The 26,648-nt window shown below is 70.3% G+C and carries 22 protein-coding genes and 5 tRNA genes; 16 read left to right on the top strand and 11 right to left on the bottom strand.

Annotated features, from left to right (window positions below; all coding sequences use genetic code 11):
- Window positions 1-4: 4 nt before the first annotated feature.
- Genes AC068B_RS34525 through AC068B_RS34515 form a run of 3 tightly spaced genes read left to right on the top strand, consistent with a single transcriptional unit; the run spans window position 5 to window position 2,375 of the window.
- On the top strand, window positions 5-667 hold the full coding sequence (locus tag AC068B_RS34525) for a TetR/AcrR family transcriptional regulator (RefSeq protein WP_478675469.1): 663 nt from the start codon (window positions 5-7) through the stop codon (window positions 665-667).
- Window positions 668-677: 10 nt separating this feature from the next.
- Entirely contained in the window at window positions 678-1,478 is an 801-nt protein-coding gene (locus AC068B_RS34520; protein WP_478675468.1) for a maleylpyruvate isomerase family mycothiol-dependent enzyme, read from the top strand.
- Between the two features lie 36 nt (window positions 1,479-1,514).
- On the top strand, window positions 1,515-2,375 hold the full coding sequence (locus AC068B_RS34515) for an META domain-containing protein (RefSeq protein WP_478675467.1): 861 nt from the start codon (window positions 1,515-1,517) through the stop codon (window positions 2,373-2,375).
- 106 nt (window positions 2,376-2,481) lie between these two features.
- On the opposite strand, the gene AC068B_RS34510 is transcribed toward AC068B_RS34515, so the two are convergent.
- Both AC068B_RS34510 and AC068B_RS34505 read right to left on the bottom strand, forming a co-directional pair.
- Window positions 2,482-3,888: a sulfatase family protein gene (locus AC068B_RS34510; RefSeq protein WP_478675466.1), complete on the bottom strand. Its 1,407-nt coding sequence runs from the start codon at window positions 3,886-3,888 to the stop codon at window positions 2,482-2,484.
- A 78-nt stretch (window positions 3,889-3,966) separates the two neighbouring features.
- On the bottom strand, window positions 3,967-4,068 hold the full coding sequence (locus AC068B_RS34505; protein WP_468565424.1) for a putative leader peptide: 102 nt from the start codon (window positions 4,066-4,068) through the stop codon (window positions 3,967-3,969).
- A 163-nt stretch (window positions 4,069-4,231) separates the two neighbouring features.
- Here AC068B_RS34505 and purF point away from each other — a divergent pair, with 163 nt between their 5' ends.
- Both purF and purM read left to right on the top strand, forming a co-directional pair.
- Window positions 4,232-5,758, top strand: coding sequence for an amidophosphoribosyltransferase (purF, locus tag AC068B_RS34500; RefSeq protein ID WP_478675465.1), 1,527 nt, complete (start codon window positions 4,232-4,234; stop codon window positions 5,756-5,758).
- 36 nt (window positions 5,759-5,794) lie between these two features.
- The gene (gene purM / locus AC068B_RS34495) at window positions 5,795-6,868 is read left to right on the top strand and encodes a phosphoribosylformylglycinamidine cyclo-ligase (protein ID WP_478675464.1); all 1,074 of its coding nucleotides are present in this window, start codon (window positions 5,795-5,797) and stop codon (window positions 6,866-6,868) included.
- Between the two features lie 131 nt (window positions 6,869-6,999).
- Here the strand turns inward: purM and AC068B_RS34490 are convergent, their stop codons facing one another.
- Window positions 7,000-7,257 carry a DUF3073 domain-containing protein gene (locus AC068B_RS34490; RefSeq protein WP_356261562.1) on the bottom strand — a complete coding sequence of 86 codons (258 nt, stop codon included), beginning with the start codon at window positions 7,255-7,257 and terminating at the stop codon, window positions 7,000-7,002.
- A gap of 316 nt (window positions 7,258-7,573) precedes the next feature.
- Window positions 7,574-8,650: a Leu/Phe/Val dehydrogenase gene (locus AC068B_RS34485; protein WP_478675463.1), complete on the bottom strand. Its 1,077-nt coding sequence runs from the start codon at window positions 8,648-8,650 to the stop codon at window positions 7,574-7,576.
- Between the two features lie 152 nt (window positions 8,651-8,802).
- On the opposite strand from AC068B_RS34485, the gene AC068B_RS34480 reads away from it, so the two are divergent.
- Window positions 8,803-9,636, top strand: coding sequence for a DUF8083 family protein (locus AC068B_RS34480; protein ID WP_478675462.1), 834 nt, complete (start codon window positions 8,803-8,805; stop codon window positions 9,634-9,636).
- A gap of 466 nt (window positions 9,637-10,102) precedes the next feature.
- Entirely contained in the window at window positions 10,103-10,309 is a 207-nt protein-coding gene (gene bldC / locus AC068B_RS34475; protein WP_003949541.1) for a developmental transcriptional regulator BldC, read from the top strand.
- A gap of 489 nt (window positions 10,310-10,798) precedes the next feature.
- Here the strand turns inward: bldC and AC068B_RS34470 are convergent, their stop codons facing one another.
- The 3 genes from AC068B_RS34470 to hrpA all read right to left on the bottom strand — a co-directional run bounded on the left by AC068B_RS34470 (window position 10,799) and on the right by hrpA (window position 15,700).
- On the bottom strand, window positions 10,799-11,065 hold the full coding sequence (locus AC068B_RS34470; RefSeq protein ID WP_478675461.1) for a DUF6274 family protein: 267 nt from the start codon (window positions 11,063-11,065) through the stop codon (window positions 10,799-10,801).
- Between the two features lie 475 nt (window positions 11,066-11,540).
- A tRNA-Asp gene (locus AC068B_RS34465) sits at window positions 11,541-11,615 on the bottom strand.
- 95 nt (window positions 11,616-11,710) lie between these two features.
- Complete coding sequence (gene hrpA / locus AC068B_RS34460) at window positions 11,711-15,700, bottom strand: ATP-dependent RNA helicase HrpA (protein WP_478675460.1); 3,990 nt, start codon at window positions 15,698-15,700, stop codon at window positions 11,711-11,713.
- An 83-nt stretch (window positions 15,701-15,783) separates the two neighbouring features.
- Here hrpA and AC068B_RS34455 point away from each other — a divergent pair, with 83 nt between their 5' ends.
- The 4 genes from AC068B_RS34455 to AC068B_RS34440 all read left to right on the top strand — a co-directional run bounded on the left by AC068B_RS34455 (window position 15,784) and on the right by AC068B_RS34440 (window position 19,090).
- Window positions 15,784-16,185, top strand: coding sequence for a hypothetical protein (locus tag AC068B_RS34455; protein WP_478675459.1), 402 nt, complete (start codon window positions 15,784-15,786; stop codon window positions 16,183-16,185).
- Window positions 16,186-16,268: 83 nt separating this feature from the next.
- On the top strand, window positions 16,269-17,090 hold the full coding sequence (locus AC068B_RS34450) for a DsbA family protein (RefSeq protein ID WP_478675458.1): 822 nt from the start codon (window positions 16,269-16,271) through the stop codon (window positions 17,088-17,090).
- Window positions 17,087-17,962, top strand: a complete 876-nt coding sequence (locus AC068B_RS34445; protein ID WP_478675457.1) for a cytochrome c biogenesis CcdA family protein — start codon at window positions 17,087-17,089, stop codon at window positions 17,960-17,962. Before AC068B_RS34450 ends, AC068B_RS34445 begins: the two co-directional genes overlap by 4 nt.
- A 33-nt stretch (window positions 17,963-17,995) precedes the next feature.
- Complete coding sequence (locus tag AC068B_RS34440) at window positions 17,996-19,090, top strand: ABC-2 transporter permease (RefSeq protein WP_478675456.1); 1,095 nt, start codon at window positions 17,996-17,998, stop codon at window positions 19,088-19,090.
- Between the two features lie 68 nt (window positions 19,091-19,158).
- Here AC068B_RS34440 and AC068B_RS34435 read toward each other — a convergent pair.
- The 4 genes from AC068B_RS34435 to AC068B_RS34420 all read right to left on the bottom strand — a co-directional run bounded on the left by AC068B_RS34435 (window position 19,159) and on the right by AC068B_RS34420 (window position 21,078).
- Window positions 19,159-19,232 (bottom strand) — tRNA-Phe (locus AC068B_RS34435).
- Window positions 19,233-19,254: 22 nt separating this feature from the next.
- Window positions 19,255-19,329: transfer RNA gene (locus AC068B_RS34430), tRNA-Asp, on the bottom strand.
- A 39-nt stretch (window positions 19,330-19,368) separates the two neighbouring features.
- Window positions 19,369-19,441: transfer RNA gene (locus AC068B_RS34425), tRNA-Glu, on the bottom strand.
- Between the two features lie 80 nt (window positions 19,442-19,521).
- Window positions 19,522-21,078 (bottom strand): metallophosphoesterase family protein, encoded by a 1,557-nt coding sequence (locus tag AC068B_RS34420; RefSeq protein WP_478675455.1) that lies wholly within the window; start codon window positions 21,076-21,078, stop codon window positions 19,522-19,524.
- An 88-nt stretch (window positions 21,079-21,166) separates the two neighbouring features.
- Here AC068B_RS34420 and AC068B_RS34415 point away from each other — a divergent pair, with 88 nt between their 5' ends.
- The 5 genes from AC068B_RS34415 to AC068B_RS34395 all read left to right on the top strand — a co-directional run bounded on the left by AC068B_RS34415 (window position 21,167) and on the right by AC068B_RS34395 (window position 26,555).
- Window positions 21,167-21,517, top strand: coding sequence for a metallopeptidase family protein (locus AC068B_RS34415; protein WP_356268143.1), 351 nt, complete (start codon window positions 21,167-21,169; stop codon window positions 21,515-21,517).
- A 342-nt stretch (window positions 21,518-21,859) separates the two neighbouring features.
- Window positions 21,860-22,342: a hypothetical protein gene (locus tag AC068B_RS34410; protein WP_478675454.1), complete on the top strand. Its 483-nt coding sequence runs from the start codon at window positions 21,860-21,862 to the stop codon at window positions 22,340-22,342.
- 227 nt (window positions 22,343-22,569) lie between these two features.
- Complete coding sequence (locus AC068B_RS34405) at window positions 22,570-24,828, top strand: DEAD/DEAH box helicase (protein ID WP_478675453.1); 2,259 nt, start codon at window positions 22,570-22,572, stop codon at window positions 24,826-24,828.
- A gap of 129 nt (window positions 24,829-24,957) precedes the next feature.
- Window positions 24,958-25,030: transfer RNA gene (locus tag AC068B_RS34400), tRNA-Lys, on the top strand.
- 268 nt (window positions 25,031-25,298) lie between these two features.
- Window positions 25,299-26,555: an MFS transporter gene (locus tag AC068B_RS34395; protein WP_478675452.1), complete on the top strand. Its 1,257-nt coding sequence runs from the start codon at window positions 25,299-25,301 to the stop codon at window positions 26,553-26,555.
- Window positions 26,556-26,648: the final 93 nt, after the last annotated feature.

Raw genomic sequence — 26,648 nt, 5'->3', positions numbered from 1 at the left:
GGTCATGGCTGGGGCTGAAGCAGACGTGGCTGAGCAACCACTGGGGCTGCGCGAGCGCAAGAAGCGGCAGACCGCGATGCGGATCTGGCGCAGTGCGCTCGACCTGTTCCTGGAGCGTGGCTACGACAAGGTCTCCGTCGCGGAGATCGCGGCCGCCGCTGACGTCTCGAAGATGACCGTCTTCAACTACTTCGGCACCAAGGAGGACGTCCTCCTCGGCCCGATGGAGGAGCACGTCTCCGATGCCGCCGACGCGGTGCGCGAGCGCGAGCCCGGCGAGAGCGCGGTCGACGCGCTCCGCCGCCAGTTCCTCGTCAAGGTCGCCGAGCGCGACCCCTCGATCGGCCTCTCCGGCGACCACCGGCTGCTCCAGATGCGGCAGCTCATCAGCGACACCCCCGCCCTCGCGCGCCGGATGCTGACCTTCCAGATGCGCAGCGTCGAGCTCCTCGCCGAGGTGCTCGCCGAGGAGACGGGGGACCGGCTACTCGCCGGGGTCGCCGCCCACCAACTCGTCGCCGCGCGGGGGGCGGTGATCCTGGAGAACCACCGCAGGCTCGTCGCGGGCGACACCGTGGAGGAGATGGCCGACGACTGCGCGGCCCTCGCCGAGCGCGCCTTCGACCTGGTGGAAAAGGGACTTCAGGGGTACCCCGCAAACGCTTAGGCTCGGCACCATGCCACCGGCCAAGAAGCGCACGCGCTCGTACGACTCCGCCAAGACCCGCACCGCCGTCCTCGCCCAGTTCGGCAACGTACGCGAGGCGGTGCGCACCCTCACGCCCGAGCAGCTCGCCCGCCCGACCCGGCTCGGCGACTGGACCGTGCGCGAACTGGCGGCGCACCTGGCGATGGTCCTCGGCACCGTCCACCGCTACCTCGGCCTGCCGGAACCGGAGAAGCACGAAGTGCCGCTCATGGACTGGCCGTTCGCCACGGTCACGGCGGCCGCGCAGGTCGACGAGGACACCCGCGCCCTCGCGGAGGCGGCGGGCGCGGACCTCGACGAGCTGTTCACCCGCACGCTCACCGGCATCGAGGAATCCCTGGCAGCCGCGTCCGACGAACGCCTGGTGCCGTCGCGCTTCGGGGCCATGACCCTCGGGGACTTCCTGGTCACCCGTACCGTCGAACTGACCGTCCACACCGACGACTTGAACGACGCGGTGCCGGGCCTGGACATCCCGTACGACCGCCAGGCCCTGGCCGCCTGCGCCCGGCTGCTCGCGGACGCCCTCGCCGTGAAGGCGCCGGGCGCGTCGACGGAGGTGCGGATCCCGCCGTACGCCGTCGTGCAGTGCGTCGAAGGCCCCCGGCACACCCGCGGCACCCCGCCCAACGTCGTCGAGACCGACCCGCTCACCTGGATCCGCCTCGCGACCGGTCGGAAGCGGTGGGCGGCGGCAGTCGACGCGGCGCAGGTCAGCGCCAGCGGCGAGCGGGCGGACCTGTCGGAGCTGCTGCCGATCATGGCGTGATGGAACCGGGACCCCCACTTGTCCCGTCACATTGCCATGCACACGCAGCGACTGACCCTCACCCTGACCGCGCTGGCCTCCGCGGGGCTGCTGCTCACGGCATGCGGCACCGAGTCGGGAGCCGGTTCCGAAGGCGACTCCGACGGCGGCTCCGGCGGGCGTTCCGTGGCGAGCGAGCAGGCTCTCACCGGTGTCCGGTGGAACGTCGAGAGCCTCACCGTGGGCGGCAAGAAGCACGCCGCCCCGGAGGGCGCCTACCTCAAGATCGGCAAGGACGGGCGGGCCGGCGGCAGCTACGGCTGCAACCAGGCAGGTACGACCGTGTCGATCAAGGGCGACACCGTGGACTTCGGCAAGACGCAGACGACGAGGATGGCCTGCGAGGGCAGCGGCCGCATGAAGTTCGAGGAGAACTTCACGCGCGCCCTCGGCGCGGGCAAGTTCACCGCCAAGGTGGACGGCGACCGCATGACCCTCACCACGGCCAAGGGAGACCGCGTGGACTTCACCTCGCAGCCCGCCGAGCCCGACGCCCCGCTCACCGGCACCAAGTGGACGGTGAACGGCATCGGCGACGGCAAGACGGCCGCGACCCTGCCCAAGGCGGTGTCGGGCAAGGTCCATCTGACCTTCGGCGACGACGGCAAGGTCCGCGGCAACCTCGGCTGCAACGACGTCACCGCCAAGGCCGAGGCGAAGGACGGCCGGATCACCTTCGGCGCGCCCGCGACCACCCGGAAGATGTGCCCGGGCGACGCGATGACCACCGAGCGCAAGCTGCTCAAGCTCTTCGGCGGCAAGGCGCGTTACGAGGTGCGGCAGGACACGCTGAAGCTCACCGCGGACGACGGCACCGTGATCAACGCGAACGCCGCGAAGAGCAAGGGCAAGGGCTGAGGCCAGAGCCCAAAGGCCACGGCTAGGGCTAGGGCCAGGGCTAGGGCCAGGGCTAGGGCTAGGGCAAGGGCCAGGGCTAGGGCTAGGGCTAGGGCTAGGGCTAGGGCTAGGGCTTGGGATAGGGCAGCAGTTCCTCGTCCGTCCGCTCCCACGCCTGCCGCAGCTCCGCGAGGAGACGCGGTTCCGCCGCCGCGCGGTCCGCCTGTTCGCGCCGGTCCTCCGCGATGTCGTACAGGTGGTCCTTGCCGTCCTTGCCCCGGTAGTACTTCCAGTCCCCGCGCCGCAGCGCACGCTCCCCGCGCACCCGCCAGAACAGCTCACGCTCGGCGATCCGCTCGCCGCGCAGCAGGTAGGGGGCCAGGCTCGTGCCGTCCAGGGGGTGCGCCGGGTCCGGGCGGGCCCCGGCGACCTCCAGGAGGGTCGCCGTCCAGTCGGGCGTGTAGACGGGCTCGTCGCTGACCTGCCCGCCGTCGAGCCGGGCGGGCCACCGCACGATGGTCGGCACGCGGATGCCGCCCTCCTGCAGCGAGCCCTTGTTGCCGGACAGCGGCCAGTTGTACGAGAAGCGCTCGCCGCCGTTGTCGGACGCGAAGAACACCAGGGTGTCCCGTTCCTGCCCGGACTTCTTCAGCGCGCGCAGCACCTCCCCGACGGACCGGTCCAGGTCCTCGACCATCTCCTTGTACTTCTCGACGGAGCCGCCGTCCCGGTGCTGGAGCGCACCCTTCTCGCCCGCCTTGACCCTGCGTACGATCTCGGCGCTCTGCTCCTCGTCCCCGTCCGCTATCCAGGGCCAGTGCGGGGTGGTGAAGTTCAGGTTGAGCAGCCACGGCTTGTCCCCGTGGTCCCGCCCCACGTACTCGCTCGCCCGCTCGGTCAGGATCCGCGTGTAGTAGCGCAGGTCCTTGTACTCGGCGTCGCCCTCGAAGAGGTCGTACTCCCCGGCCAGCCCCAGCTTCGAGTAGTACTCCAGGGCCCCGCCGAAGTTCCCGAAGAACTCGTCCCAGCCCGACTTGGTGGGTGAGTGGTCCGGCAGGTAGCCGCAGTGCCACTTGCCGATGAGCGCGGTCGCGTATCCGGCGCCCTTCAGCAGCGACGCCAGCGTGGGATGCGTCGGGTCGAGGCCCACGGACCTGTCCGCTATCGGCTCCGCGAGCCCGCCCTTCGTACGCCCCGGGAAGCGCCCCGTGTAGAGGCTGAAGCGGGTCGGCGAGCAGGTCGCGGACCCGGAGTAGGCGTCGGTGAAGCGCACGCCCTGGCGGGCCAGGCGGTCCAGGTTCGGGGTCTTGATGTGCGGCGATCCGTAGGACGAGAGGTCGGCCCAGCCGAGGTCGTCGCCGAGGATGAAGAGGATGTTCGGCCGCCGTCCGCTCCGGCGCGGAGCCGCGCGGAAGGGCCGCTCCCCGGCCTCGGCGGCGGCGGGGACGCCCACCGCGGCGGCGGCACCGGCTCCCACCGCGCCTCCGAAGGCACGTCGGGACAAGGCAGACTTTTCGTACGGGGGTGTGGGCATGGCTGCGCTCCTGAACGGGCGCGGCGCGGCAGGCGGCGCGACCCGGAATCGGAAGAAGTGAGTCGACGGAGAGTGAGTTCAGGCAGCGCTGCGACAGATGGCGCTCGCGACACGGACCAGGTCGACGTGGCGGCGCTCCACAAGGGCGACCGTCCGGTCGCCTAGGGGCTGCAGGGGCATGGGCCAGGAGCTTCACGGCCCCCGCCCGCCCCTGTCAACGCTCCCGCGCACCTGTTCACAAGGGCTTCGTACTCCACGCGCGCACCGGGGCCACGACTACGCTCCGTACGGGGTCCGTATCCCCAATTCGGACCAGTGGTCGATCTCGCCTACACTCGATGCCGTGCCACGTGGTGACGGTCGACTCAATCACGATCTGCTCCCCGGCGAGAAAGGCCCCCAGGACGCTTGTGGCGTCTTCGGTGTCTGGGCTCCGGGCGAAGAGGTCGCAAAGCTCACGTACTTCGGGCTCTATGCCCTCCAGCATCGGGGCCAGGAATCCGCGGGAATCGCGGTCAGCAACGGCTCCCAGATCCTCGTCTTCAAGGACATGGGCCTCGTTTCCCAGGTCTTCGACGAAACCTCTCTCAGCTCGCTCCAGGGTCATATCGCGGTCGGTCACGCCCGCTACTCGACCACCGGGGCCTCCGTATGGGAGAACGCCCAGCCGACGTTCCGTGCCACCGCGCACGGCTCCATCGCGCTCGGGCACAACGGCAACCTCGTCAACACGGCCCAGCTCGCCGAGCTGGTCGCCGCCCTGCCCAAGGAGAACGGCCGCGCGACCCAGGTCGCGGCGACCAACGACACCGACCTGGTGACGGCTCTCCTCGCGGGCCAGGTGGACGACGACGGCAAGCCGCTGACGATCGAGGAAGCGGCCACCAAGGTCCTCCCGGACGTGCAGGGCGCCTTCTCCCTCGTCTTCATGAACGAGCACACGCTGTACGCGGCCCGCGACCCGCAGGGCATCCGCCCGCTGGTCCTCGGCCGCCTGGAGCGTGGCTGGGTCGTCGCCTCGGAGTCCGCGGCGCTCGACATCTGCGGCGCCAGCTTCGTCCGCGAGGTCGAGCCCGGCGAGTTCATCGCGGTCGACGAGAACGGACTGCGAACGTCCCGATTCGCGGAAGCGAAGCCCAAGGGCTGTGTCTTCGAGTACGTCTACCTGGCGCGCCCCGACACGGACATCGCCGGGCGGAACGTCTACCTCTCGCGTGTCGAGATGGGCAGGAAACTCGCCAAGGAAGCTCCGGTCGACGCCGACCTCGTCATAGCGACGCCGGAGTCAGGAACGCCCGCCGCGATCGGTTACGCGGAAGCCTCCGGCATCCCCTTCGGCGCCGGACTGGTCAAGAACGCCTACGTCGGCCGGACCTTCATCCAGCCCTCGCAGACGATCCGCCAGCTCGGCATCCGTCTCAAGCTGAACCCGCTCAAGGAAGTCATCAAGGGCAAGCGTCTGGTCGTCGTCGACGACTCGATCGTCCGCGGCAACACCCAGCGCGCCCTGGTCAAGATGCTCCGCGAGGCCGGAGCGGCCGAGATCCACATCCGGATCTCCTCGCCGCCCGTGAAGTGGCCCTGCTTCTTCGGCATCGACTTCGCGACCCGCGCCGAGCTCATCGCCAACGGCATGACGATCGACGAGATCGCAACCTCGATGGGCGCCGACTCCCTCTCGTACATCTCCATCGACGGCATGATCGAGGCCACGACCATCGACAAGCCGAACCTCTGCCGCGCCTGCTTCGACGGCGTGTACCCGATGGACCTGCCCGACCCCGAGCTGCTCGGCAAGCAGCTTCTGGAGACGGAGCTGGCGGCAGGCCCTGCCGCCACGGCAGCGGCCGACGCGATCCGTCGCCCGTAAGCCACCGTAGTAACGACACGAAAGTTCTCACCACTCATGTCCGAGACCACCGGTGCCAGCTACGCGGCCGCAGGCGTAGACATCGAAGCGGGCGACCGCGCCGTCGAGCTCATGAAGGAGTGGGTCAAGAAGACCCAGCGCCCCGAGGTCGCGGGCCTCGGCGGCCTCGGTGGTTTCGCCGGGCTCTTCGACGCCTCGGCGCTCAAGCGCTTCGAGCGCCCGCTGCTCGCCTCCGCGACCGACGGCGTCGGCACGAAGGTCGACATCGCCCGGCAGATGGGCGTCTACGACACCATCGGCCACGACCTCGTCGCGATGGTCATGGACGACATCGTCGTGTGCGGCGCCGAGCCGCTCTTCATGACCGACTACATCTGCGTCGGCAAGGTCCACCCCGAGCGCGTCGCCGCCATCGTGAAGGGCATCGCCGAGGGCTGTGTCCTCGCGGGCTGCTCGCTCGTCGGCGGCGAGACCGCGGAGCACCCGGGGCTGCTCGGTCCGGACGACTTCGACGTCGCGGGCGCCGGTACGGGAGCGGTCGAGGCCGACCGCCTCCTGGGCTCGGATCGCATCCGTAAGGGGGACGCGGTCATCGCCATGGCGTCCTCGGGTCTTCACTCGAACGGGTACTCGCTCGTCCGGCACGTGGTCTTCGACCGCGCGGGCTGGGCCCTGGACCGTCAGGTCGAGGAGTTCGGCCGCACGCTCGGCGAGGAGCTCTTGGAGCCCACCAAGATCTACTCCCTGGACTGCCTGGCGCTCACCCGCACCACGGACGTCCACGCCTTCAGCCACGTCACCGGGGGTGGCCTCGCGGCCAACCTCGCCCGGGTGATCCCGGACGGCCTGCACGCGATCGTGGACCGCGGCACCTGGGCCCCCGGCGCGGTCTTCGACGTGGTCGGCCAGGTCGGCCAGGTCGAGCGCCTGGAGCTGGAGAAGACGCTGAACATGGGCGTCGGAATGATCGCGATCGTCCCCGAGGAGTCGGCGGACGCGGCGCTCACCACCCTCGCGGACCGCGGCCTTGACGCCTGGGTCGCGGGCGAGATCACGGACCGCGGCGAGCACCCGACGGGCGCCGCCATGATCGGCGACTACGCCAAGTAGGCCGGTGCAGCCGTCCTCGGGGCAGCACAAAACCCGGTCCGGTGTGGTGACCACCCCGGACCGGGTGAAGTGCAGTTGCTATGAGAACTGCGAATACTGCGTAGGCAACAAATGCTGCATATACAACGAGGTCAAGCGCCGCGGCGCTGAGACGACGGACCGGACTCGTCGGAGTCCTCGTCCTCGTCGTCGTTATACAGATCCGCGTACTGGGCGTACGGGTCGTCTTCTTCCTCGTCGTCGTCCTCGAACGGCTCGCCATTCGGCGGCTGTTGCGAAGTCGAAGCGCCCAGCTCATTGGCCAGACGCGACAGGTCAGTCCCGCCGCTGCTGTACTTCAGCTGGCGGGCGACCTTCGTCTGCTTGGCCTTTGCCCGGCCGCGCCCCATGGCTCGACCCCCTCGGATATGGGGCTCGGTGGCCCCAGAGTCTTGACACGCGTTCATGATCGGGAACGGGCTCTCCTCGGAGAGACCGGTCCGTAGGGCTTCCACGGTACCTGCTCCTGCGGCCATACGGTACGTCGCCCGCAGGACGCGCCTCGGCGCACAACCCTCGAGGAGCCCCGTCCTCGCTGGTCAACTGCGATTTTAACCTCTTCTTGGCGGGCGACCCGCCGACGGGGGTGAGTCTTGTCTCTCGTGTACGTCGACGGGGCCCTGTCAAAGCGTCACACAACGCCGGAACGTCAGATTCCGGTTTGTTTCAGCGCGCGTCGGACATGCGCTGTTCGGCGATCCTGTCGGCCGCCGCGGCCGGCGGAATGCCGTCTTCCTTTGCGCGAGCGAATATGGCAAGGGTGGTGTCGAAGATCTTCGACGCCTTCGCCTTGCACCGGTCGAAGTCGAAGCCGTGCAGCTCGTCGGCGACCTGGATCACCCCGCCCGCGTTCACCACGTAGTCCGGCGCGTAGAGGATCGACCGGTCGGCGAGGTCCTTCTCCACCCCCGGGTGCGCGAGCTGGTTGTTCGCGGCGCCGCACACCACCTTCGCGGTGAGGACCGGCACGGAGTCGTCGTTCAGCGCGCCGCCGAGCGCACAGGGCGCGTAGATGTCGAGGCCCTCGGTACGGATGAGTGCCTCGGTGTCGGCCATCGCCGTCACCGACGGGTGCTTGTGGACGATCCGGTTGACCGACTCCTCGCGCACGTCCGTGATCACGACCTCGGCGCCGTCCTCCAGGAGGTGCTCGACCAGGTGGTGGCCCACCTTGCCGACGCCCGCGACGCCGACCTTGCGCCCGCGCAGCGAGGCATCGCCCCACAGGTGCTCGGCGCTGGCCCGCATGCCCTGGAAGACACCGAAGGCGGTGAGCACCGAGGAGTCCCCCGCGCCGCCGTTCTCGGGGGAGCGTCCGGTGGTCCAGCGGCACTCGCGCGCGACGACGTCCATGTCGGCGACGTACGTACCGACGTCGCAGGCCGTCACGTAGCGGCCGCCGAGCGAGGCGACGCAGCGGCCGAAGGCGAGGAGCAGCTCCTCGCTCTTGATCCGGTCCGGGTCGCCGATGATCACGGCTTTGCCGCCGCCGTGGTCGAGCCCGGCCATGGCGTTCTTGTACGACATCCCGCGCGACAGGTTCAGGACGTCGGCGACGGCCTCTTCCTCGGTCGCGTACGGGTAGAAGCGGGTGCCGCCGAGGGCGGGGCCCAGGGCGGTGCTGTGGATGGCGATGACGGCCTTGAGGCCGCTGGCGCGGTCCTGGCAGAGCACTACTTGCTCGTGGCCTCCCTGGTCCGAGTGGAACAGGGTGTGCAGGACGCCGTTGTCTGCTTCGGTCACTGTGGTGACTCCCGGTCAAGTGCGGCGGTTGGGCGGGCTCCCGTACGGGTGGCGGGGCCCGATGGGCATGAGACTAGAGGCTGTCCACCGGCCTTGACCTCCCGGTGCCGAGGATCACGTTTTCCGGCGCGTCCGCGGGGGAGAGAGGAGCCGTGCCCAAGGTGTCTTCGGTGACGGTCCCGTACGCGTCCTACCTGCGTGTCTACGAGCCGTTGGCCGCCTTCCCCGAGCCGGAGCGCGACCACTGGGCGCGCTATGCCCGCCGCCCCGACCTGCCCTCCTGCCAGGACGAACTCCGCCGCTCGCTGGCCGACCTGGTGCCCACGCCCCCGGTGCCCGTGCCGGTGCACGAGAGCGGCGACGCCTTCGTGGTCGAGGTCGACGGGGTGCTGTGCGTCTGCCCGTGGCGGACCCGGCTGCGCGGCTGGCAGGCCATGGAGGAGCTGGCGGGCCAGCTGCCCGCGCCCGTCCTGGACGCGGTGCTCCCCCCGGTGCTGCGCCGCCAGACCGCCGCGGACTACGAGCGGTGGCTGGCGCGGAACCCCGACGCGCGCCCCTGGATCCGCACGTCGACGTGGCAGGTGCCGCTGCACTGGTTCGTGCTCGTCGCCGACGAGGAGCGCAGCCACGAGAAGGGCGAGTCCCCGGCGCTCCGCTACCGCACCCCGATGGTGCAGGCCCGGCGCCGGGTCGCGCGCGGGCTGCGGGCGCTGCGGGACGCGCTGGACGAGGGGCCGATCATCGAGGGGCTCGTGGACGTCGGCCGGTGGCTCGAGGAGTTCCACCCCCGTTCCCTGGTCGAGCTCGACTACGGCGGGCTCGTGCACGCGGTCTCCGCCGACGAGCTCGACGAGGACCACTCGGCGGCGGACGTCGCCGAGGGGATCGAGGCGCTGCGCATCGGCGACGGCGAGGTGGCCGGCGAGGCGTATGCAAGGCTCGTGGAGCGATGGCGGGCGGTTCGGGACCTTCAGTTCGCGAACTGAGGTCTCTGGTCGCCCGGGTGTCAGGACGTAGGTCCCGATCCGGGCCTTTGCCTCAAGCGTGACGGACCGCACTAACTGCACCCTTGCGCCCATCACCCCTCCTCGTGCCAAAATAGGACAAGGAGTCCGGGGAGGGCTCCTTCCGCCCAAGTATGGGCGGAATGCTCGACATTGCACTCTATGGGGGGTCTGTTGACTCCTGATCGCTCTGTGACTGATCGTCACTGTGGCGTGACTGTCCGCTATGGCATGGTCCATCGGCTTCCGTCGGTGATGAACACCTGGGAGGGCAATTCCATCGGTTTGGCCGACGCGGCTGGACGGATGGTGTAGTTGTAGTGCCGAGGACAAGCCGTTCGTCCTATAACCGACTCGACTCGCGTCCGCCATTTCGGGCAACGCGGGTCAAGGTGCAGAATTTAGAGGAATGAACCGAGAAGGTTCGGTTCTCCCGAGGAGGCCGCTCATGACCGCTCGCACCCCTGATGCCGAGCCGCTGCTGACCCCGGCTGAGGTCGCCACGATGTTCCGCGTCGACCCGAAGACGGTCACGCGCTGGGCGAAGGCTGGCAAGCTCACGTCGATTCGCACGCTCGGCGGACACCGCCGTTACCGCGAGGCTGAGGTCCGCGCACTGCTCGCGGGTATTCCGCAGCAGCGCAGCGAGGCCTGAAGTACCGCTTAACCAGCAGTAACCCGCACAACTCGGGCGAAGAGCACCACTGCTGCCGGGTCCCCCAACCTGGCCGTACGTCCGACATATGGCTACACACGACGAGGGTCCTGCCCCAACGGGGCCCACGCCTTGCTCACTTGGGTGCGTCGTTCGATCGCGCTGGACTCCGCCGGGTCCAGCGCGATCTTTTTTGTGCGCCGAGGACGCGCTGGTGGGCGGGGATCTGAGCGCCCTTGTTGGTCTCTGGGGGTCCCTGGGAAGGGTGCCGGGGGAGCGTCCCGGAGGTGGTGCAATTGCACATATTAAATTGGCTGGTTGTAGGGAGGGTGTAAGTTCCGGGGTTCCTGAAACTTGTTCGGTGACACCCGTCACACGTCGTGAATCTTGTTGCGCACGACACCCCTGCGCTAGAGGGGCCGCGGCGGCATTCGAAGGCCTCCGAGTCTCAGCCTCCCACCGGGGAGGGTGCCCGCGCGTCGGCTTTGGTCATGGGTTGGCGGGACTTTCGTCCCCGGGCGGCCCCGCGGACTCCGTCGGCTCGGTACGGGCGGCTGCGGGGCTCTCGCGCACGAAAACCGCCTCGGGGGCCTCGTGCTCGTCGGGGGCCCGCTGAGAGGGCTCCAGGGCGAGCCTCAGCAGCCGGTGGCAGATCGGGCAGTGCCGGGTCACATGGCGGTACCTGGTGGCCGCCGCGAGGTGCGCGCGCAGCAAGGCGCGCGTCTCGTGCCGCGCGGACGCCGGAGAAGCGGACATGCGTCACCTCCTGGGGAGCCTCCCGCGGCTCCCTGGTGTCCGGGGTACCGGTGGAATGTGACGCAGTCAAGATGCCGCCGCCACAACGGGCCGTGTGCACGGGGCCTTGGGCGGTGCGCGAACAGCAACGCAAGAAGGGTCGCACCTGCGCGGATACGGCCCCGCTCGCTGCCACACGAAGAAGGGCCGCACCCTCGTGGATGCGGCCCTTCTTTTACTGCGGTCCTGACGGGATTTGCTGTGTCTGATTGCGGCTGCGCCGCGGGCGCGGCCTCCACCTCGGCAGGGTGGCGGCGGGGTGGCATGAAGAAGGGCCGCACCTGCGCAGATGTGGCCCTTCTTCTGCTGCGGTCCTGACGGGATTTGCTGTGTCTGATTGCGGCTGCGCCGCGGGCGCGGCCTCCACCTCGGCAGGGTGGCGGCAGGCGGCATGAAGAAGGGCCGCACCCTCGCGGATGCGGCCCTTCTTTTACTGCGGTCCTGACGGGATTTGAACCCGCGGCCTCCACCTTGACAGGGTGGCGAGCACTCCAAACTGCTCCACAGGACCTTGCTTTGCTGCGCTGATTGCTGCGTTGCGCTGCGAGACAGGACTCTACAGCAGCGCAGGCCCGGCGGTCGAACTCACCCAGGGTGGCCGGGTGATCACGGTGCGGCCGCGTCGATCGCCTTCACGATCCGCTTGTCCGAGACGGGGTACGCCGTGCCGAGCGCGTGCGCGAAATAGCTGACCCGGAGCTCCTCCAGCATCCAGCGGATGTCCAGGACCTCCTGGGGGACGGGGCGGCCCTGCGGGAGCTGCTCCAGGAGCCAGGCGTACTCGTCCTGCATCTCGTGGACCTTCTCCATGCGCGAGGTGTCCCGCTGGACGTTCGTCGGCATCTGCTGGAGGCGCCGGTCGGCGGCCGTCATGTAGCGCATCAGGTCCGGGAGGCGGCGGATGCCGGTGGCCGTGACGAAGCCGGGGCCGACGAGGGCGTCCAACTGCGCGCGGACGTCCGTGAGGTTGGCCAGGAGCGTCGGGCTCTTCGTCGACTTCAGGCGACGCTCGCAGGCCTGCCAGGCGGCGAGGACCTGCTGGACCTGGCTGACCGTGCGGACCGTCGTGTCGACGATCTCGGCGCGCACCTTCTCGTACAGCTTGCGGTACGACTCCTCGTCCCAGGCGGGGCCGCCGAAGTCACCGATGAGCTTGTCCGCCGCCGCCATCGCGCAGTCGGCGAAGAGCGCCTGGATGGAGCCGTGTGGATTGGCGGACAGGGCGATCTTCTGGGCGTTGGTCAGCTTGTCCGAGGCGAACTTGGCCGGATTGACGGGGATGTTGCGCAGGATGAGGCGGCGCGTGCCCTTCCACATCGCCTGCTGCTGCTCGGCCTCCGTGTCGAAGAGGCGTACGGAGGCGGTGTTCGCTGCGGAGCCGTCGTCCACCAGCGCCGGGTACGCCTTCACGGGCTGGCCCGCGCGACGCGTCTCGAAGACGCGGCTGAGGGTGCCGATGGACCAGTCGGTGAGGCCCGCCCGCTCGACCGCGGAGCCGCCCGTGCGCTCGGCGGTCGCGGCGGCGGCCTGGGAGAGGGCCTTGCGGGCCTTCGGGCGGAGCTGGAGCTTCAGCGCCTCCAGGTCCTTGTCCTCGGAGAGCTTCTTGCGCCGCTCGTCGGTGATCCGGAAGGTGATCTTCAGGTGGTCGGGTACGCGGGTGAGGTCGAAGTCGTCCGGCGAGACGGGGACGCCGACCATCCGCTGCAGCTCGCGGGCGAGCGTCACGTGCAGCGGCTCCTGGAGGGGCACGGCACGCTCCAGGAACGCCTTCGCGTAGTTCGGCGCGGGGACGTAGTGCCGTCGGACCGGCTTCGGCAGGGAGCGGATCAGCTCGATCACGACCTCCTCGCGAAGACCCGGGATCTGCCAGTCGAAGCCGTCCGCCGTGACCTGGTTCAGGACCTGGAGCGGGACGTGGACGGTGACGCCGTCCGCGTCCGCGCCCGGCTCGAACTGGTACGTCACCTTGAACTTGAGCTGCCCCTGGCGCCACGTGTCGGGGTAGTCGTCCTTCGACACGTCGCCCGCGCGCTCGTTGATGAGCATCGAGCGCTCGAAGTCGAGCAGCTCGGGCTCCTCGCGCTGCTTCTTCTTCCACCAGGAGTCGAAGTGCGCGCCGGAGACGACGTCCGCGGGCACCCGCTGGTCGTAGAAGTCGAAGAGCGTCTCGTCGTCCACGAGGATGTCGCGGCGCCGCGCGCGGTGCTCCAGCTCCTCCACCTCGGTGAGGAGGCGGCGGTTGGCGGCGAAGAACTTGTGGTGCGTGCGCCAGTCGCCCTCGACCAGCGCGTTGCGGATGAACAGGTCGCGGGAGACCTCGGGGTCGATGCGGCCGTAGTTGACCTTGCGGTCGGTGACGAGCGGGACGCCGTACAGCGTCACCTTCTCTATCGCCATCACCGCCGCCTGGTCCTTCTCCCAGTGCGGTTCGCTGTACGTGCGCTTCAGGAGGTGCTGGGCGAGCGGCTCGACCCACTCGGGCTCGATGCGGGCGTTCACCCGGGCCCACAGGCGCGAGGTCTCCACGAGCTCAGCCGACATGATGAAGCGCGGGGGCTTCTTGAAGAGCGCCGAGCCGGGGAAGACCGCGAACTTGGCGTTGCGCGCGCCCAGGTACTCGCCCCGTCCGCCGCCCCGCTGCTTCGGGTCCTTCTCCTTGCTCTCCTTGGACTCCTTCACGTCCTTCATCCCGATGTGGGAGAGCAGGCCGGACAGGAGCGAGATGTGGACGTGCTGCTCGGGCGCGTCGTCCTCGTTCAGATGGATGCCCATCTGCTTGGCGACCGTGCGCAGCTGCGTGTAGATGTCCTGCCACTCGCGGATCCGCAGGAAGTTCAGGTACTCCGCCTTGCACATCCGCCGGAAGGACGACGAGCCGCGCTCCTTCTGCTGCTCGCGGACGTACCGCCACAGGTTGAGGAAGGCGAGGAAGTCGCTCGTCTCGTCCTTGAAGCGGGCGTGCTGCTGGTCGGCCTGTGCCTGCTTCTCCGACGGGCGCTCGCGCGGGTCCTGGATGGAGAGCGCGGCCGCGATCACCATGACCTCGCGCACGCAGCCGTTCTTGTCGGCCTCCAGGACCATCCGGGCCAGGCGCGGGTCGACGGGGAGCTGGCTGAGCTTGCGGCCCTGCTCCGTGAGCCGCTTCTTCGGGTCCTTCTGCGTCGGGTCCAGGGCGCCCAGTTCCTGGAGGAGCTGGACGCCGTCGCGGATGTTGCGGTGGTCCGGCGGGTCGATGAACGGGAACCGCTCGATCTCGCCGAGCCCTGCCGCCGTCATCTGCAGGATGACCGAGGCGAGGTTCGTACGGAGGATCTCCGCGTCAGTGAACTCGGGCCGGGAGAGGAAGTCGTCCTCGCTGTACAGCCGGATGCAGATGCCGTCCGACGTACGCCCGCAGCGGCCCTTGCGCTGGTTGGCGCTGGCCTGGCTGATCGCCTCGATGGGCAGGCGCTGCACCTTCGTGCGGTGGCTGTAGCGGGAGATGCGGGCCGTGCCAGGGTCGATCACGTACTTGATGCCGGGGACGGTCAGGGAGGTCTCAGCGACGTTCGTCGCGAGGACGATCCGTCTCCCCGTGTGCTGCTGGAACACGCGGTGCTGCTCGGCGTGCGACAGCCGGGCGTAGAGCGGGAGGACCTCGGTGAACCGGTAGTTCTTCTTGTTCAGCGCGTCCGCCGTGTCGCGGATCTCGCGCTCCCCGGAGAGGAAGACGAGGATGTCGCCCTTGCCCTCGGCCTGGAGCTCCTCGACGGCATCCGTGATCGCGGTGATCTGGTCGCGGTCGGTGTCCTCGGAGTCCTCTTCGAGGAGCGGGCGATACCGCACCTCCACCGGATACGTGCGCCCGCTGACCTCGACGATCGGGGCCTCTCCGAAGTGCCGCGAGAAGCGCTCCGGGTCGATGGTCGCGGAGGTGATCACGACCTTCAGGTCCGGGCGCTTCGGCAGCAGCTGGGCGAGGTAGCCGAGCAGGAAGTCGATGTTGAGCGAACGCTCGTGGGCCTCGTCGATGATGATCGTGTCGTACGCGCGCAGCTCGCGGTCCGTCTGGATCTCGGCCAGCAGGATGCCGTCCGTCATCAGCTTCACGAACGTGTCGGCGCCGACCTGGTCGGTGAAGCGGACCTTCCAGCCGACGGCCTCGCCCAGCGGGGTGTTCAGCTCGTCGGCGACCCGCTCGGCGACCGTGCGGGCCGCGATGCGGCGGGGCTGCGTGTGGCCGATCATGCCGCGCACGCCCCGGCCGAGCTCCATGCAGATCTTGGGGATCTGCGTGGTCTTGCCCGAGCCCGTCTCACCCGCGACGATCACGACCTGGTGGTCGCGGATGGCCTCGGCGATCTCGTCCTTCTTCTGGCTGACCGGCAGCTGCTCCGGATACGTGATCGCGGGCAGGCGGGAGCCGCGCTCGGCCATCCGCGCCGACGCCTTCTCCACGTCCGCCGCGATCTCGGCGAGGACGGCGGCGCGGGCCTCGGGCTTACGGATCCGGCGGGCACCCTCCAGCCGCCGGCCGATCCGGTGCTCGTCGCGCAGCGAGAGCTCGGAGAGGCGGGGGGCGAGGGCGTCGAGGGCAAGGGCGGGCTGCGTAGACATACGGCGTCCAGGATCTCACCCGCGACTCGGCAGTGGCGAACCGATTTCTCCGGCGGGGCGCCCCGGCACGTACGATTCCGGGCATGTTGTCCCGTGCGCGAACGCCGTGGTGCCCCTTGGTGGCGGTGCTGCTCGTCGTGTTCGGGGCGCTCGGGGCGCTGTGCGGCGGGTCCGCGGCGGCCGCGACGGCGTCCGTGCCGGGGCCTGACGCCGCGGTGACGGCGCAGGTGTCGGCGGAAGCCCCGGCCGACGCGTCGGCCGGTCGGCCCGGCTGCGGCAAGGGCAGCCCCGAGGACGCGGACCACGTGCCGGGCACTCCCGCGCGCTCCGGCAGCTCGTACGAGGTGCTGCCCGCGCTGTACGACGCCCACGCCGCGACCGGTGCGTGGGGCGCCGACCAGCTCGTCCCGTCGGCCGCCCCCGGCCGCGCGCCGCCCGCGTTCGACCCGCCGTCACCGATGGATCTCTCCGTCCTGCGCGTGTAGGAGACCCCTGTCTGTCCACAGGGGTCCCTTCATCGACGTACAAAACGCGCAATCTGCGCAACAGGACAAGAGAGATCGCTCTGATGCCCAAGAACGCGAGCAAGAACGCGAGCAAGAACGCGAGCAACGACGAGAGCAAGAAGCGCCGCAACATCGCCATCGGCGCCGGTGTCGTCGTCGCCGCGGTGCTGCTCGGCGTCGCCTCGTACACGGCGACCAAGCCCGACTCCAACGGCGGCTCCGGCGCCGTGAAGGAGGAGGCCGCGGGCGCCGCGCCCTCCACCGAATCGCAGGCCGGTGTCTACCCCGAGCTGGAGAAGCTCGCCCGGCGCGACGCCAAGGACCCGCTCGCACAGGGGCGAGCGGACGCCCCCGTCGTGATGATCGAGTACGCCGACTTCAAGTGCGGCTTCTGCGGCAAGTTCGCCCGCGACACCGAGCCCGGCCTCGTGAAGAAGTACGTCGACGACGGCACCCTGCGCATCGAATGGCGCAACTTCCCGATCTTCGGCGAGGACTCCGAGCGGGCCGCGCGGGCCGCCTGGGCGGCGGGCAGGCAGGGGCGCTTCTGGCAGTTCCACGAGGCCGCGTACGCCGAGGGGTCCAAGGAGAAGGGCTTCGGCGACGGCCGCCTGAAGGAGCTCGCGCGGGACGCCGGGGTCAAGGACGTCGGCCGGTTCGTCACCGATGCGGGGAGCGACGCGGCCAAGAGCGCCGTGAAGAAGGACCAGGAGGAGGCGTACGGCCTCGGGGCCGCCGCCACGCCCTCCTTCGTGATCAACGGACGGCCCGTCTCGGGCGCCCAGCCCGACCAGGTCTTCCACCAGGCCATCGAGACGGCGGCGAAGAGCGCGAAGCCCGCGGGCAAGGGCGCGAAGCCGTCGGACAAGGGAGGCTCCGAGTGACCGCCGACGTGGGGTACTTCGCCGCCTTCCTGGGCGGGCTTCTCGCGCTGGTGAGCCCCTGCAGCGCGCTGCTCCTGCCCGCCTTCTTCGCCTACTCGATCGACTCCACCTCGCGCCTGGTCGCGCGCACCGGCATCTTCTACGCGGGACTCGCGACCACCCTGGTGCCGCTCGGCGCGGCCGGGTCCTACGCCGGGCGGTTCTTCTTCGGCCACCGCGACCAGCTGGTGCTCGTCGCCGGGTGGCTGATCATCGGGCTCGGCGTGCTGCAGATCCTCGGCATGGGGTTCGCCTCGCGGAAGATGGCGGAGCTCTCGGGCCGGATCAGGCCGACCACCGCGTTCTCCGTGTACGCGCTGGGGGCGGTGTACGGGCTCGCCGGGTTCTGCGCGGGGCCGATCCTCGGCAGCGTGCTGACGGTGGCCGCGGTGAGCGGAAGCCCGGTCTACGGAGGGCTGCTGCTCGCCGTGTACGCGCTGGGCATGGCCGTGCCGCTCTTCGTGCTCGCCCTGCTCTGGGAGCGGTTCGACCTGGGGCGGCGCAGGTGGCTGCGGGGCCGGACGTTCCGGCTCGGCCGGTTCGAACTGCACACGACGTCGCTGCTCTCGGGCCTCTTCTTCATCGCCCTGGGGGCGCTGTTCCTCGCGTACGACGGGACGACGGCGCTGCCCGGTCTGCTGGGCGTGGACGACTCGTTCGCGGTGGAGCAGTGGGCGGGCGGCGTCGGCCGGGCGGTGCCGGATTCGGTGCTGCTGGTGGGGGTCGTGGTGTTGGTGGGGGCCGTGCTGGGGGTGCGAGGACTGCGTCGGCGGGGGCGGAGTACGTCGTCCGCTCGGGATGCGGCGTCATCTCATTCGTCCGTTACCGACTGAGAAGTGTGCTTATACATGGTTTAGCGTATTCGTATGCCTGATCATGAGCCGGAGCCGCACCAGCACGGCGCGCACGGACGCGTTCCCACCCGGAGCGAGCGGTGGGACGCGTTCAAGCAGTCGCCCTTCCTGCCCGCGATCGTGCTGGTGTTCATCCTGGCGGCCGCCGCCGGGCTCTTCGCCGGTTCGTACACGTTCTCCATGGCGAAGCCCACCCCGCACCACATCCCCACCGCGGTGGTCGACGCTCGGGACAAGGGCGACTCGGCCCGCGGCAAGGCGTTCCTCGACGGCATGGAGAAGGCGCTGAACGCCTCCCTGGAGGTGCACCGCTACGACAACCGGGCCGCGGCACGGCTGGACGTGGAGGAGCAGAAGGTCTTCGCGATCCTCGACGTGGCGCGGGGCGGGGACAAGGTGACGCTGGACGTCTCCGGGGCGTCCGGCGCCTCCGTCGCCCAGGTCCTCGCGGAGACCGCGCCGAAGGTGGGGGAGAAGGTCGGCGTCCCGGTCACGGTGCAGGACATCAAGCCGCTGCAGGAGGGCGACCCGCGCGGGCTCGCCATCTTCTACATCTCGCTGGCGGCCGTGATCATCGGCTTCGTGGGCGCGATCCAGCTGAGCGTGCACGCGCGCGGGCTGAATCCGGCGGAGCGGATCGGCTTCACCGCGCTGTACGCGCTGCTCGGCGCCTTCGTCATCTCGGCGGTCGTGGACTGGTGGCTGGGGGCGGTGGACCTGCCCTTCGTGGAGTCCTGGCTGATCCTGGCGCTGACGATGTTCGCGTCGGGGATGGTCTTCACGATGTTCAACACGCTGTTCGGGCGCTGGGCGATGATCCCTACGTGGGGGCTGATGGTGCTCCTCGGGAATCCGTCGTCCGGGGGCGCGGTGTCGTGGCCGCTGCTGCCCTCGGTGCTCGGGCACATCGGGCGCTGGCTGCCGCCGGGGGCTTCGGTGAACGCGCAGCACACGGCGGTGTACTTCGGCGGGCACCAGCACGCGTTCCCGTTCCTGGTGCTCGGCGGGTGGGCGCTGCTGTCCTCGGCGGTGTTCTGGGTCTGGCGCCACCGCCATCCGGGGGGCCGCGTCTCGGCACCGGCCCACGCGGTGGCCGTCGGGGCCTGAGAGGGCCTTCCGGCCTGCCGGGGCGGGAAACGGCAGAAGCCCCGCCGAGGCGGGGCTTCTGGAAGAGGTGGCTGGGGCCGGGATCGAACCGGCGACCTATCGCTTTTCAGGCGATCGCTCGTACCAACTGAGCTACCCAGCCACGCGATTCAGAGAATCGCAAGCGGTCCTGACGGGATTTGAACCCGCGGCCTCCACCTTGACAGGGTGGCGAGCACTCCAAACTGCTCCACAGGACCAAGCGTTGTGCGAGCACTAGTCTCGCACAAGGTGTTGCGTGCCCCCAACGGGATTCGAACCCGTGCTACCGCCTTGAAAGGGCGGCGTCCTGGGCCACTAGACGATGAGGGCTAAGGGCCCACCTGGGCGCTTTGCAGCGCGTCGGGGACGTGAGAAGCATATGGGATGCGGGGAGCTATCGCCAAAACGGTTTAGGAGGAGGGGGTGGGCGAGGGCGGAGCGAGGGGTGCGCCGGGGCGGTTCTCCTTGGGGAGATGGCGGCTGACCTCCGCCTTCGTGAGGCCGAGCCCGCCCAGCCTGATCTCGTCCCAGGCCTGCAGCCGCTTGGTCGTGCGGTCCAGATAGAGGATCGACGCCTGGACGGGGTCGGGGTACTTGTCGTCGACCGCGCGCAGCCCGCTGCCGCCCGTCGAACCCTCGATGCGCAGCCGCGTGCCCCCGTCCATGACCTCCATCTCCTGGTGGTGGATGTGGCCCGCGAGGACGAGCGGCACCTCGCCGTCCGTCTCGCGTGCCGCCGTCGGGTTGTGGGCGACGGCCACGTCGACCGGTGTGCCTGCCGCGCGTTCGGCGCGCAGGGCGGACGCGAGACGGATACCGGCCATGCGCTCGACCGAGTCGCCCCCGGCCTTCTCCGAGCGGTCGGGGGTGTACTGCGGGTCGCCGATCCCGGCGAGGCGCAGGCCCGCGACGGTCTCGGCCCTGCCCTCGTCGAGGACGTGGACGTTCTTGAAGCGCTTGCGCTCCAGATAGCGCTGGGTGGTGTGCGAGTCGTGGTTGCCGCGCACCCACACGTAGGGCGCCCCGAGGTCCGCGACCGGGTCCAGGAAGCCGTTCTCGGTGGCGGAGCCGTGGTCCATGGTGTCGCCGGAGTCGACGATGACGTCGATGTCGTACTGGTCGACCAGGGAAGAAATGATCTTCCAGCTCGCCGGGTTCAGATGGATGTCGGAGACGTGCAGGACGCGCATGGTGGTGGGGTCCGGCTGGTACGCGGGGAGCGTGGACGTCACGTCGTAGAGCTTGGTGACGTTGGTGACCAGGCGCGCCAACTCCTGCTGGTAGACGTCGAATTCGCTGACGATGCTGCGGGCGTTGCCGACGGCGGAGGGGGCGCTGCTGAGCAGGCCGGAGAACTTCGGTTCCAGGACGGACTTCGGGTTCCAGGTGGCGTACGCGGCCGTGCCGGACGCCGCGAGGAGGGTGAGCGCGAGGCCGCCCGCGGCCAGGGCGCGGCGCGGGCGGCGGTAGACGGCAAGGCCCAGTGCGGTCGCGCCGGAGACGACGGCGACGCAGGAGCGCACGGCGAGGTCGAGCGTGCCGTGGCCCACATCGCGCGCGACCTCGTCCTGGAGTCCCGCGAGCCGCTCGGGGTGGTCGACCAGGGCCTGCGAGCGCACCGGGTCCAGGCGGTCCACGTCGACGTCCAGGCGGATGGGGGCCGTGTGGGAGCGGAGCTCCAGGGCGCCGAGCGGGGAGACGTCGATCTTCGTGCCGCCGGAGAGGGACGGGCGCAGGGTCATGCGGGTGTCCATCGGGCCCACCGGCGCGCGCACGCTGCCGACGATGAGGAGGCCGAGCCAGGCGCCGAGCAGGACGACGGTGATCAGGCCGAGGGCGCGGGCGTACGGGTGGGGCGGGCTGACCAGTTCGTTGACGGGGTGGGTGCGGCGAGCGCTGTAGTGGCCTGCGAGGGCGCGACCGGCCCTGCGCACGCTGTGGAGGACGACGGTGAAGTCGCGGGCCATTGGTCCCGTATGCCCAGTTGCGGCGGCCGGTATGCCGGAGCGGGGGGTATGCCGGGACGGGAGGAGGGGCGTGGCCGACAATGGGGGTGTGCTGGAGATGACGCGTGAGGAGTTCGAGGAACTGGTCGGCGAGGCTCTCGACCGGATTCCGCCGGAGTTGACGCGGCTGATGGACAACGTGGCCGTTTTTGTCGAGGACGAGCCACCGGCCGAGGATCCCGAGCTGCTCGGGCTGTACGAGGGGACCCCGCTGACCGACCGGGGCGAGTGGTACGCCGGGGTGCTGCCGGACCGCATCACGATCTACCGGGGGCCGACGCTGCGCATGTGCGAGTCGCGCGACGACGTCGTCGCCGAGACGGAGATCACGGTGGTGCACGAGGTCGCCCACCACTTCGGGATCGACGACGAGCGGCTGCACGCGCTCGGGTACGGGTGAGACGTGGGCCGTGGTCTGTGGTCCGTGGGTCGTGGTCTGTGGGCCGTGGTCCGTGGGTCGTGTGGGAGGCGTGAGTCACGTGTGAGCCGTGTGCCGCGGGCGGGCGGGGCGTGGCCGCGGATGAGTTCCGGGGACGTGTGAGCGAGGGCATCCGGCCTGGTGTGCGGGGCGGCGCGGGGTGCGCCCCCAGGGGGTTGCCGTCCGTGTCCTCTTGCGGGCCGCGGGAGTTGGGCAGGGCGTCTCGATTCTCAGCGCCTCAGGAGGTGCTCGGCCGTGCGCCAGTTGTACGTTCCCGTCCGTTGGGCCGCGGTCGCGGTGGCCGTAGCGGCGACCGCGGGCTGCATGAGCATCAGTGACGACGGGAACGCTCCGGCGCCCGACCGCTCCGCGGGGCGGCACGGCGGTGCGGCCGCCCCCGACGGCGGCCCCGTGACCCAGGGCGGCGACGTGGATTCCGGGGACGAGCGCGCGCAGAGCGGCGGCCGGGGCAAGGGCAAGAAGAAGGGCAAGGGCGGGTCGGCCCGTGCGGGCGGGTCCGGGCAGGGCGCCGCCGAGCCATCGGAGTCCTCCTCCGCGACGGCCTCGAAGAAGCCGCCGAAGCCCGAAAGGCCGGGGAAGCCGACCCCGACGCGGCCGAAGCCCACTCCGACGCGGACGAGCGCGACGCCCGCCCCGCCGAAGCCCACCCCGACCCCGACGCCCGATCCGACCACTCCGGAGCCGTCGTCCTCGGCCCACGAGGGGTCCGGACAGGACGCCCAGCTGCAGCGCAGGGACGAGAAGACCGTGGTGCGCGAGCCCTCGCCCCAGGCGGGTCCCCGATAGGTGACAGAGGCCACTTTCGGGCCCCTGAGCGGGGGTCGGTTTGCCATCCGGGGTGGGGGGTGCGTATGGTGGTAGATCGTTTGATCCCATTTGCCCGGCGCCGACACAGAAGAGCGCCGCGTGGCGCGTACTCTCCCTTGCCGTGGCTGACCGCATAGAGGCGGTCCATTGCGAAATCACGGAGTTGACGGGCGCGTGCCGAGACTCCGGAAGGTTTCGCATTTCGCATGTCCATTTTCAGTTCTGACCACGCCGTCCTGCCCGAGAACGAGTCGGCCGCGGCCGTCGAGAACGACGCCGTAGAGGTTGTCGCCGACGCCGTCGAGATCGTCGAGTCCGCCGAGGCCAAGGACGTCACCGAGGTCACCACCGACGCCGACGCCGCTGAGGCCGACGCCGACGCCGAGCCCGAGCTCACCTTCGCCGACCTCGGCCTGCCCGAGGGCGTCGTCCGCAAGCTCGCCCAGAACGGCGTGACCACCCCCTTCCCGATCCAGGCCGCGACCATCCCGGACGCCCTGGCCGGCAAGGACATCCTCGGCCGTGGCCGCACCGGCTCCGGCAAGACCCTCTCCTTCGGTCTCCCGATGCTGGCGACGCTGGCCTCCGAGGGCCGCACCGAGAAGAAGAAGCCCCGCGGCGTCATCCTCACGCCGACCCGTGAGCTCGCGATGCAGGTCGCGGACGCCCTCCAGCCCTACGGCGACGTGCTCGGCCTGAAGATGAAGGTCGTCTGCGGCGGTACGTCGATGGGCAACCAGATCTACGCCCTGGAGCGCGGCGTCGACATCCTCGTCGCCACCCCGGGCCGCCTGCGCGACATCATCAACCGCGGCGCCTGCTCGCTCGAGAACACCCAGATCGCGGTGCTCGACGAGGCCGACCAGATGTCCGACCTGGGCTTCCTGCCCGAGGTCACCGAGCTGCTCGACCAGGTTCCGTCCGGCGGCCAGCGCATGCTGTTCTCCGCCACGATGGAGAACGAGATCTCCACGCTGGTCAAGCGCTACCTCACCAACCCGGTGACGCACGAGGTCGACAGCGCCCAGGGCAACGTCACGACCATGACGCACCACATCCTGATCGTGAAGCCGCGCGACAAGGCGCCGGTCACGGCCGCCATCGCCGCGCGCAAGGGCCGCACGATCATCTTCGTCCGCACCCAGCTGGGCGCCGACCGCATCGCCGAGCAGCTCTGCGACTCCGGTGTGAAGGCCGACGCGCTGCACGGCGGCATGACGCAGGGTGCCCGCACCCGCGTGCTCGAGGACTTCAAGAAGGGCTACGTCAACGCCCTCGTCGCCACCGACGTCGCCGCCCGCGGCATCCACGTCGACGGCATCGACCTGGTCCTGAACGTGGACCCGGCCGGCGACCACAAGGACTACCTGCACCGCTCGGGCCGTACCGCCCGCGCGGGCCGCTCCGGCACGGTCGTCTCGCTGTCCCTGCCGCACCAGCGCCGCCAGATCTTCCGCCTCATGGAGGACGCGGGCGTCGACGCCTCGCGCCACATCATCAACGGCGGCGGCACCTTCGACCCGGAGGTCGCCGAGATCACCGGCGCCCGCTCGATGACCGAGGTGCAGGCCGACTCCGCGGGCAACGCCGCGACCCAGGCCGAGCGTGAGGTCAAGGACCTCACCAAGGACCTGGAGCGCGCCACCCGCCGCGCCGCCGAGCTGCGCGAGGAGGCCGACCGCCTCACCGCGCGTGCCGCCCGCGAGCGCGGTGACGACCCGGAGGTCGCGGTCGCCGAGGCCACCGCTGCCGCCGAGGCGATCGTCGAGGCCGCCGTGTCGGTCCCCGAGCAGCCCGTCGACGAGCGCCCGGTCCGCGAGGACCGCTCCTCCTCGTACGACAACCGTCGTCCGCAGCGCGACGAGCGCGGCAACTACGAGCGTGAGCGCCGTGACAACCGCGGTGGCGGCTTCAACCGCGACCGTCGCGACGACAACCGTGGTGGCGGCTTCAACCGTGACCGCCGTGACGACAACCGTGGTGGCGGCCGTTCCTTCGAGCGTCGTGACGACAACCGTGGCGGTGGCTTCAACCGTGACCGTCGCGATGACAACCGTGGTGGCGGCCGTTCCTTCGAGCGTCGTGACGACAACCGTGGTGGCGGCTTCAACCGTGACCGTCGCGATGACAACCGTGGTGGCGGCCGTTCCTTCGAGCGTCGTGACGACAACCGTGGCGGTGGCTTCAACCGTGACCGCCGTGACGACAACCGTGGTGGCGGCTTCCGTCGCGACGAGCGTCCCTCGGGCGGCAGCAGCTTCCGCCGCGACGACCGCCCCTCCGGCGGCCACCGTGGCAGCGACCGCCCGTTCAACCGTGACCGCCGCGACGACCGTCCCTCGGGCGGCTTCCGCTCCGGTGGCCACGACCGTCCGTCGTACAACCGCCGCGACGACCGCTCCGGCTCCGGCACGGGCTCCTTCGGGCGCCGTGACGACAAGCCGCGCTGGAAGCGCAACGGCTGACCTGTAGCCAGGCCTGCGTGAGCGAAGGGCCCGTCCGACACTCCTGTCGGGCGGGCCCTTCGCCGTGAAACGGCGATACCCGATCGGATGGCGCGGCCCGTCCCGCTATGCTCGGGGGTGCACCGACGAGGACCGTTAGCTCAATTGGCAGAGCAGTGGACTTTTAATCCATTGGTTGTGGGTTCGAGTCCCACACGGTCTACCGAATGATCAGCCCCTGACCTGCGGCGGAGTCCCCAGGTTGGGGGCTGAGTCGTCTCTGAAGATCATTTGCTGGCCCCCTGCTGGCCCGAGCGGAAATGACGCGGCGAGTCGTACGTCGGTGCCGTCCCGTTGCGGGGGTGAGCCATGCCGCGTTCGCGTGAGGTCTCCGGGAACGGCGCGTCTGGTGTGCTCCGCGGGCCTAGGGTTGGCGCCGGTTCGGCGGGGGTGCTTGCCTCCGGTCCCGTACGGCTCGTTCCGGAGGGCGCATGGAGTACCTAAGGCTGCTGCGGCGACGCCCAGTCCTCGTGCTGTGGCTCGCGCAGAGTCTGTCCGTACTCGGAGATCGTCTGTACGCGCTCGCGGTCATGTGGGTCGTGTACGCCTCGACCGGGTCGGCGTCGCTCATGGGGCTCGTCGCGGTCGTCGAATCGCTGCCCTACATCGTGCTCGGGACCGCAGGACGCCACGTCGTCGCGCGGTTCTCGACATTCGGGCGGCTGGCTCGGGTCGATGCCGCACGGGCGCTGGTCGCGGTCTCGCTGCCGTTCCTGTGGTCCCCGGACCCAGGGGGCGTGGCGCTGCTGCTCGTCGGCGTCCTGCTGCTCGGCTCCCTCGGGGCCCTGTTCGATCCGAACCTCGGCGCCCTGGTGCCGGATCTCGTCGAGCCCGATCGCGTACAGCAGGTCACGGGCCTGTTCGACCTCACGGGACGTATCGCACGGATCGCGGGCCCGGCGAGTATCGGCCTGCTCCTGCTCGCTGTCTCCGAGACAGAGCTCTTCGCACTGAACGGAGTGACGTTCGCAGTGTCGGCGGTGGCGCTCGGGTGGCTGGCCCGGCGGTACGCGGTGACGGCCGGGGAAGCGGCGGGGCGGCCTGGTGCGAGGCGACCAGCGGGGCGGGCGTGGCCGACGGTCCGCGCGCATCCGCGCGTCGGGCTGGCGATCGGGCTGCACGGCGTCGCGCTGTTCTGCTCGGCCGTGACGGCGGTCGGCATGCCCGCGCTGCTCGCTACCCGGTACGGCGCCGGGGCAGCCGTCTACGGGCTTGTGACGGCGGCCGTGGGCGTCGGGGCGCTGCTGGGCAACCCGCTCGCCAGCAACCGGCGTTCGGGCGGCTGGTTGCGCGTGTACTGCGGGGCATGGGCGTTGCAGGGCACTGCGACGGCGTGCATGGGAGTGGTCCTGAACCTGCCCGCTCTGCTGCTGCTCGCCCTGGTGAGCGGTCTGGTTACCCCGGCGACGAGCGTCACCCTGCGGGCGCACCTCGGCGCGTTCGCGCCTGCCGAGCGGCTGCGGCTGATGTCCGTTGACCAGACCGTGATCCGTACCGGCGGCACGGCCGGAATGCTGCTGCTGCCGTTTTTGGTCGATGCTTCGCCGCGCGGTGCGTTCGTCGTGGGCGGGGCCATCGTGGCGGGGGCGGCATTGGCCTCGCTGCTCGTCGCCTCGCGGTTGTTGCGCCCCGACGCTGCGTTGCCCGCACCTGCGGCTGCCCACGGGCCCGCGGTGGCCGCGGAGTAGGGGCGTGGCGTACCTCGGCCCCCGTCACGTGGTGCAGACGTGACGGGGGCCGAGGGGCCTACGGGGAGGTTGGCCGCGTGAGCGACCGGGGCG

This window comes from Streptomyces sp. NPDC042371 (assembly GCF_056437465.1).
The sequence above is the reverse complement of the archived record's forward strand: the minus strand, read 5'-3'. Positions and strand labels throughout refer to the sequence as shown.

Coding starts and splice junctions, on each gene's coding strand:
- AC068B_RS34470 (WP_478675461.1), bottom strand. CDS start 11,065: ATGTCCGCTTCTCCGGCGTCCGCGCGGCACGAGACGCGCGCCTTGCTG.
- AC068B_RS34510 (WP_478675466.1), bottom strand. CDS start 3,888: ATGCCCACACCCCCGTACGAAAAGTCTGCCTTGTCCCGACGTGCCTTC.
- AC068B_RS34420 (WP_478675455.1), bottom strand. CDS start 21,078: ATGGCCCGCGACTTCACCGTCGTCCTCCACAGCGTGCGCAGGGCCGGT.
- hrpA (WP_478675460.1), bottom strand. CDS start 15,700: ATGTCTACGCAGCCCGCCCTTGCCCTCGACGCCCTCGCCCCCCGCCTC.
- AC068B_RS34505 (WP_468565424.1), bottom strand. CDS start 4,068: ATGCCCCTGCAGCCCCTAGGCGACCGGACGGTCGCCCTTGTGGAGCGC.
- purM (WP_478675464.1), top strand. CDS start 5,795: ATGTCCGAGACCACCGGTGCCAGCTACGCGGCCGCAGGCGTAGACATC.
- AC068B_RS34410 (WP_478675454.1), top strand. CDS start 21,860: ATGAGCATCAGTGACGACGGGAACGCTCCGGCGCCCGACCGCTCCGCG.
- AC068B_RS34405 (WP_478675453.1), top strand. CDS start 22,570: ATGTCCATTTTCAGTTCTGACCACGCCGTCCTGCCCGAGAACGAGTCG.
- AC068B_RS34490 (WP_356261562.1), bottom strand. CDS start 7,257: ATGGGGCGCGGCCGGGCAAAGGCCAAGCAGACGAAGGTCGCCCGCCAG.
- AC068B_RS34520 (WP_478675468.1), top strand. CDS start 678: ATGCCACCGGCCAAGAAGCGCACGCGCTCGTACGACTCCGCCAAGACC.
- AC068B_RS34525 (WP_478675469.1), top strand. CDS start 5: ATGGCTGGGGCTGAAGCAGACGTGGCTGAGCAACCACTGGGGCTGCGC.
- AC068B_RS34440 (WP_478675456.1), top strand. CDS start 17,996: ATGCCTGATCATGAGCCGGAGCCGCACCAGCACGGCGCGCACGGACGC.
- AC068B_RS34515 (WP_478675467.1), top strand. CDS start 1,515: ATGCACACGCAGCGACTGACCCTCACCCTGACCGCGCTGGCCTCCGCG.
- AC068B_RS34450 (WP_478675458.1), top strand. CDS start 16,269: ATGCCCAAGAACGCGAGCAAGAACGCGAGCAAGAACGCGAGCAACGAC.
- AC068B_RS34395 (WP_478675452.1), top strand. CDS start 25,299: ATGGAGTACCTAAGGCTGCTGCGGCGACGCCCAGTCCTCGTGCTGTGG.
- bldC (WP_003949541.1), top strand. CDS start 10,103: ATGACCGCTCGCACCCCTGATGCCGAGCCGCTGCTGACCCCGGCTGAG.
- AC068B_RS34455 (WP_478675459.1), top strand. CDS start 15,784: ATGTTGTCCCGTGCGCGAACGCCGTGGTGCCCCTTGGTGGCGGTGCTG.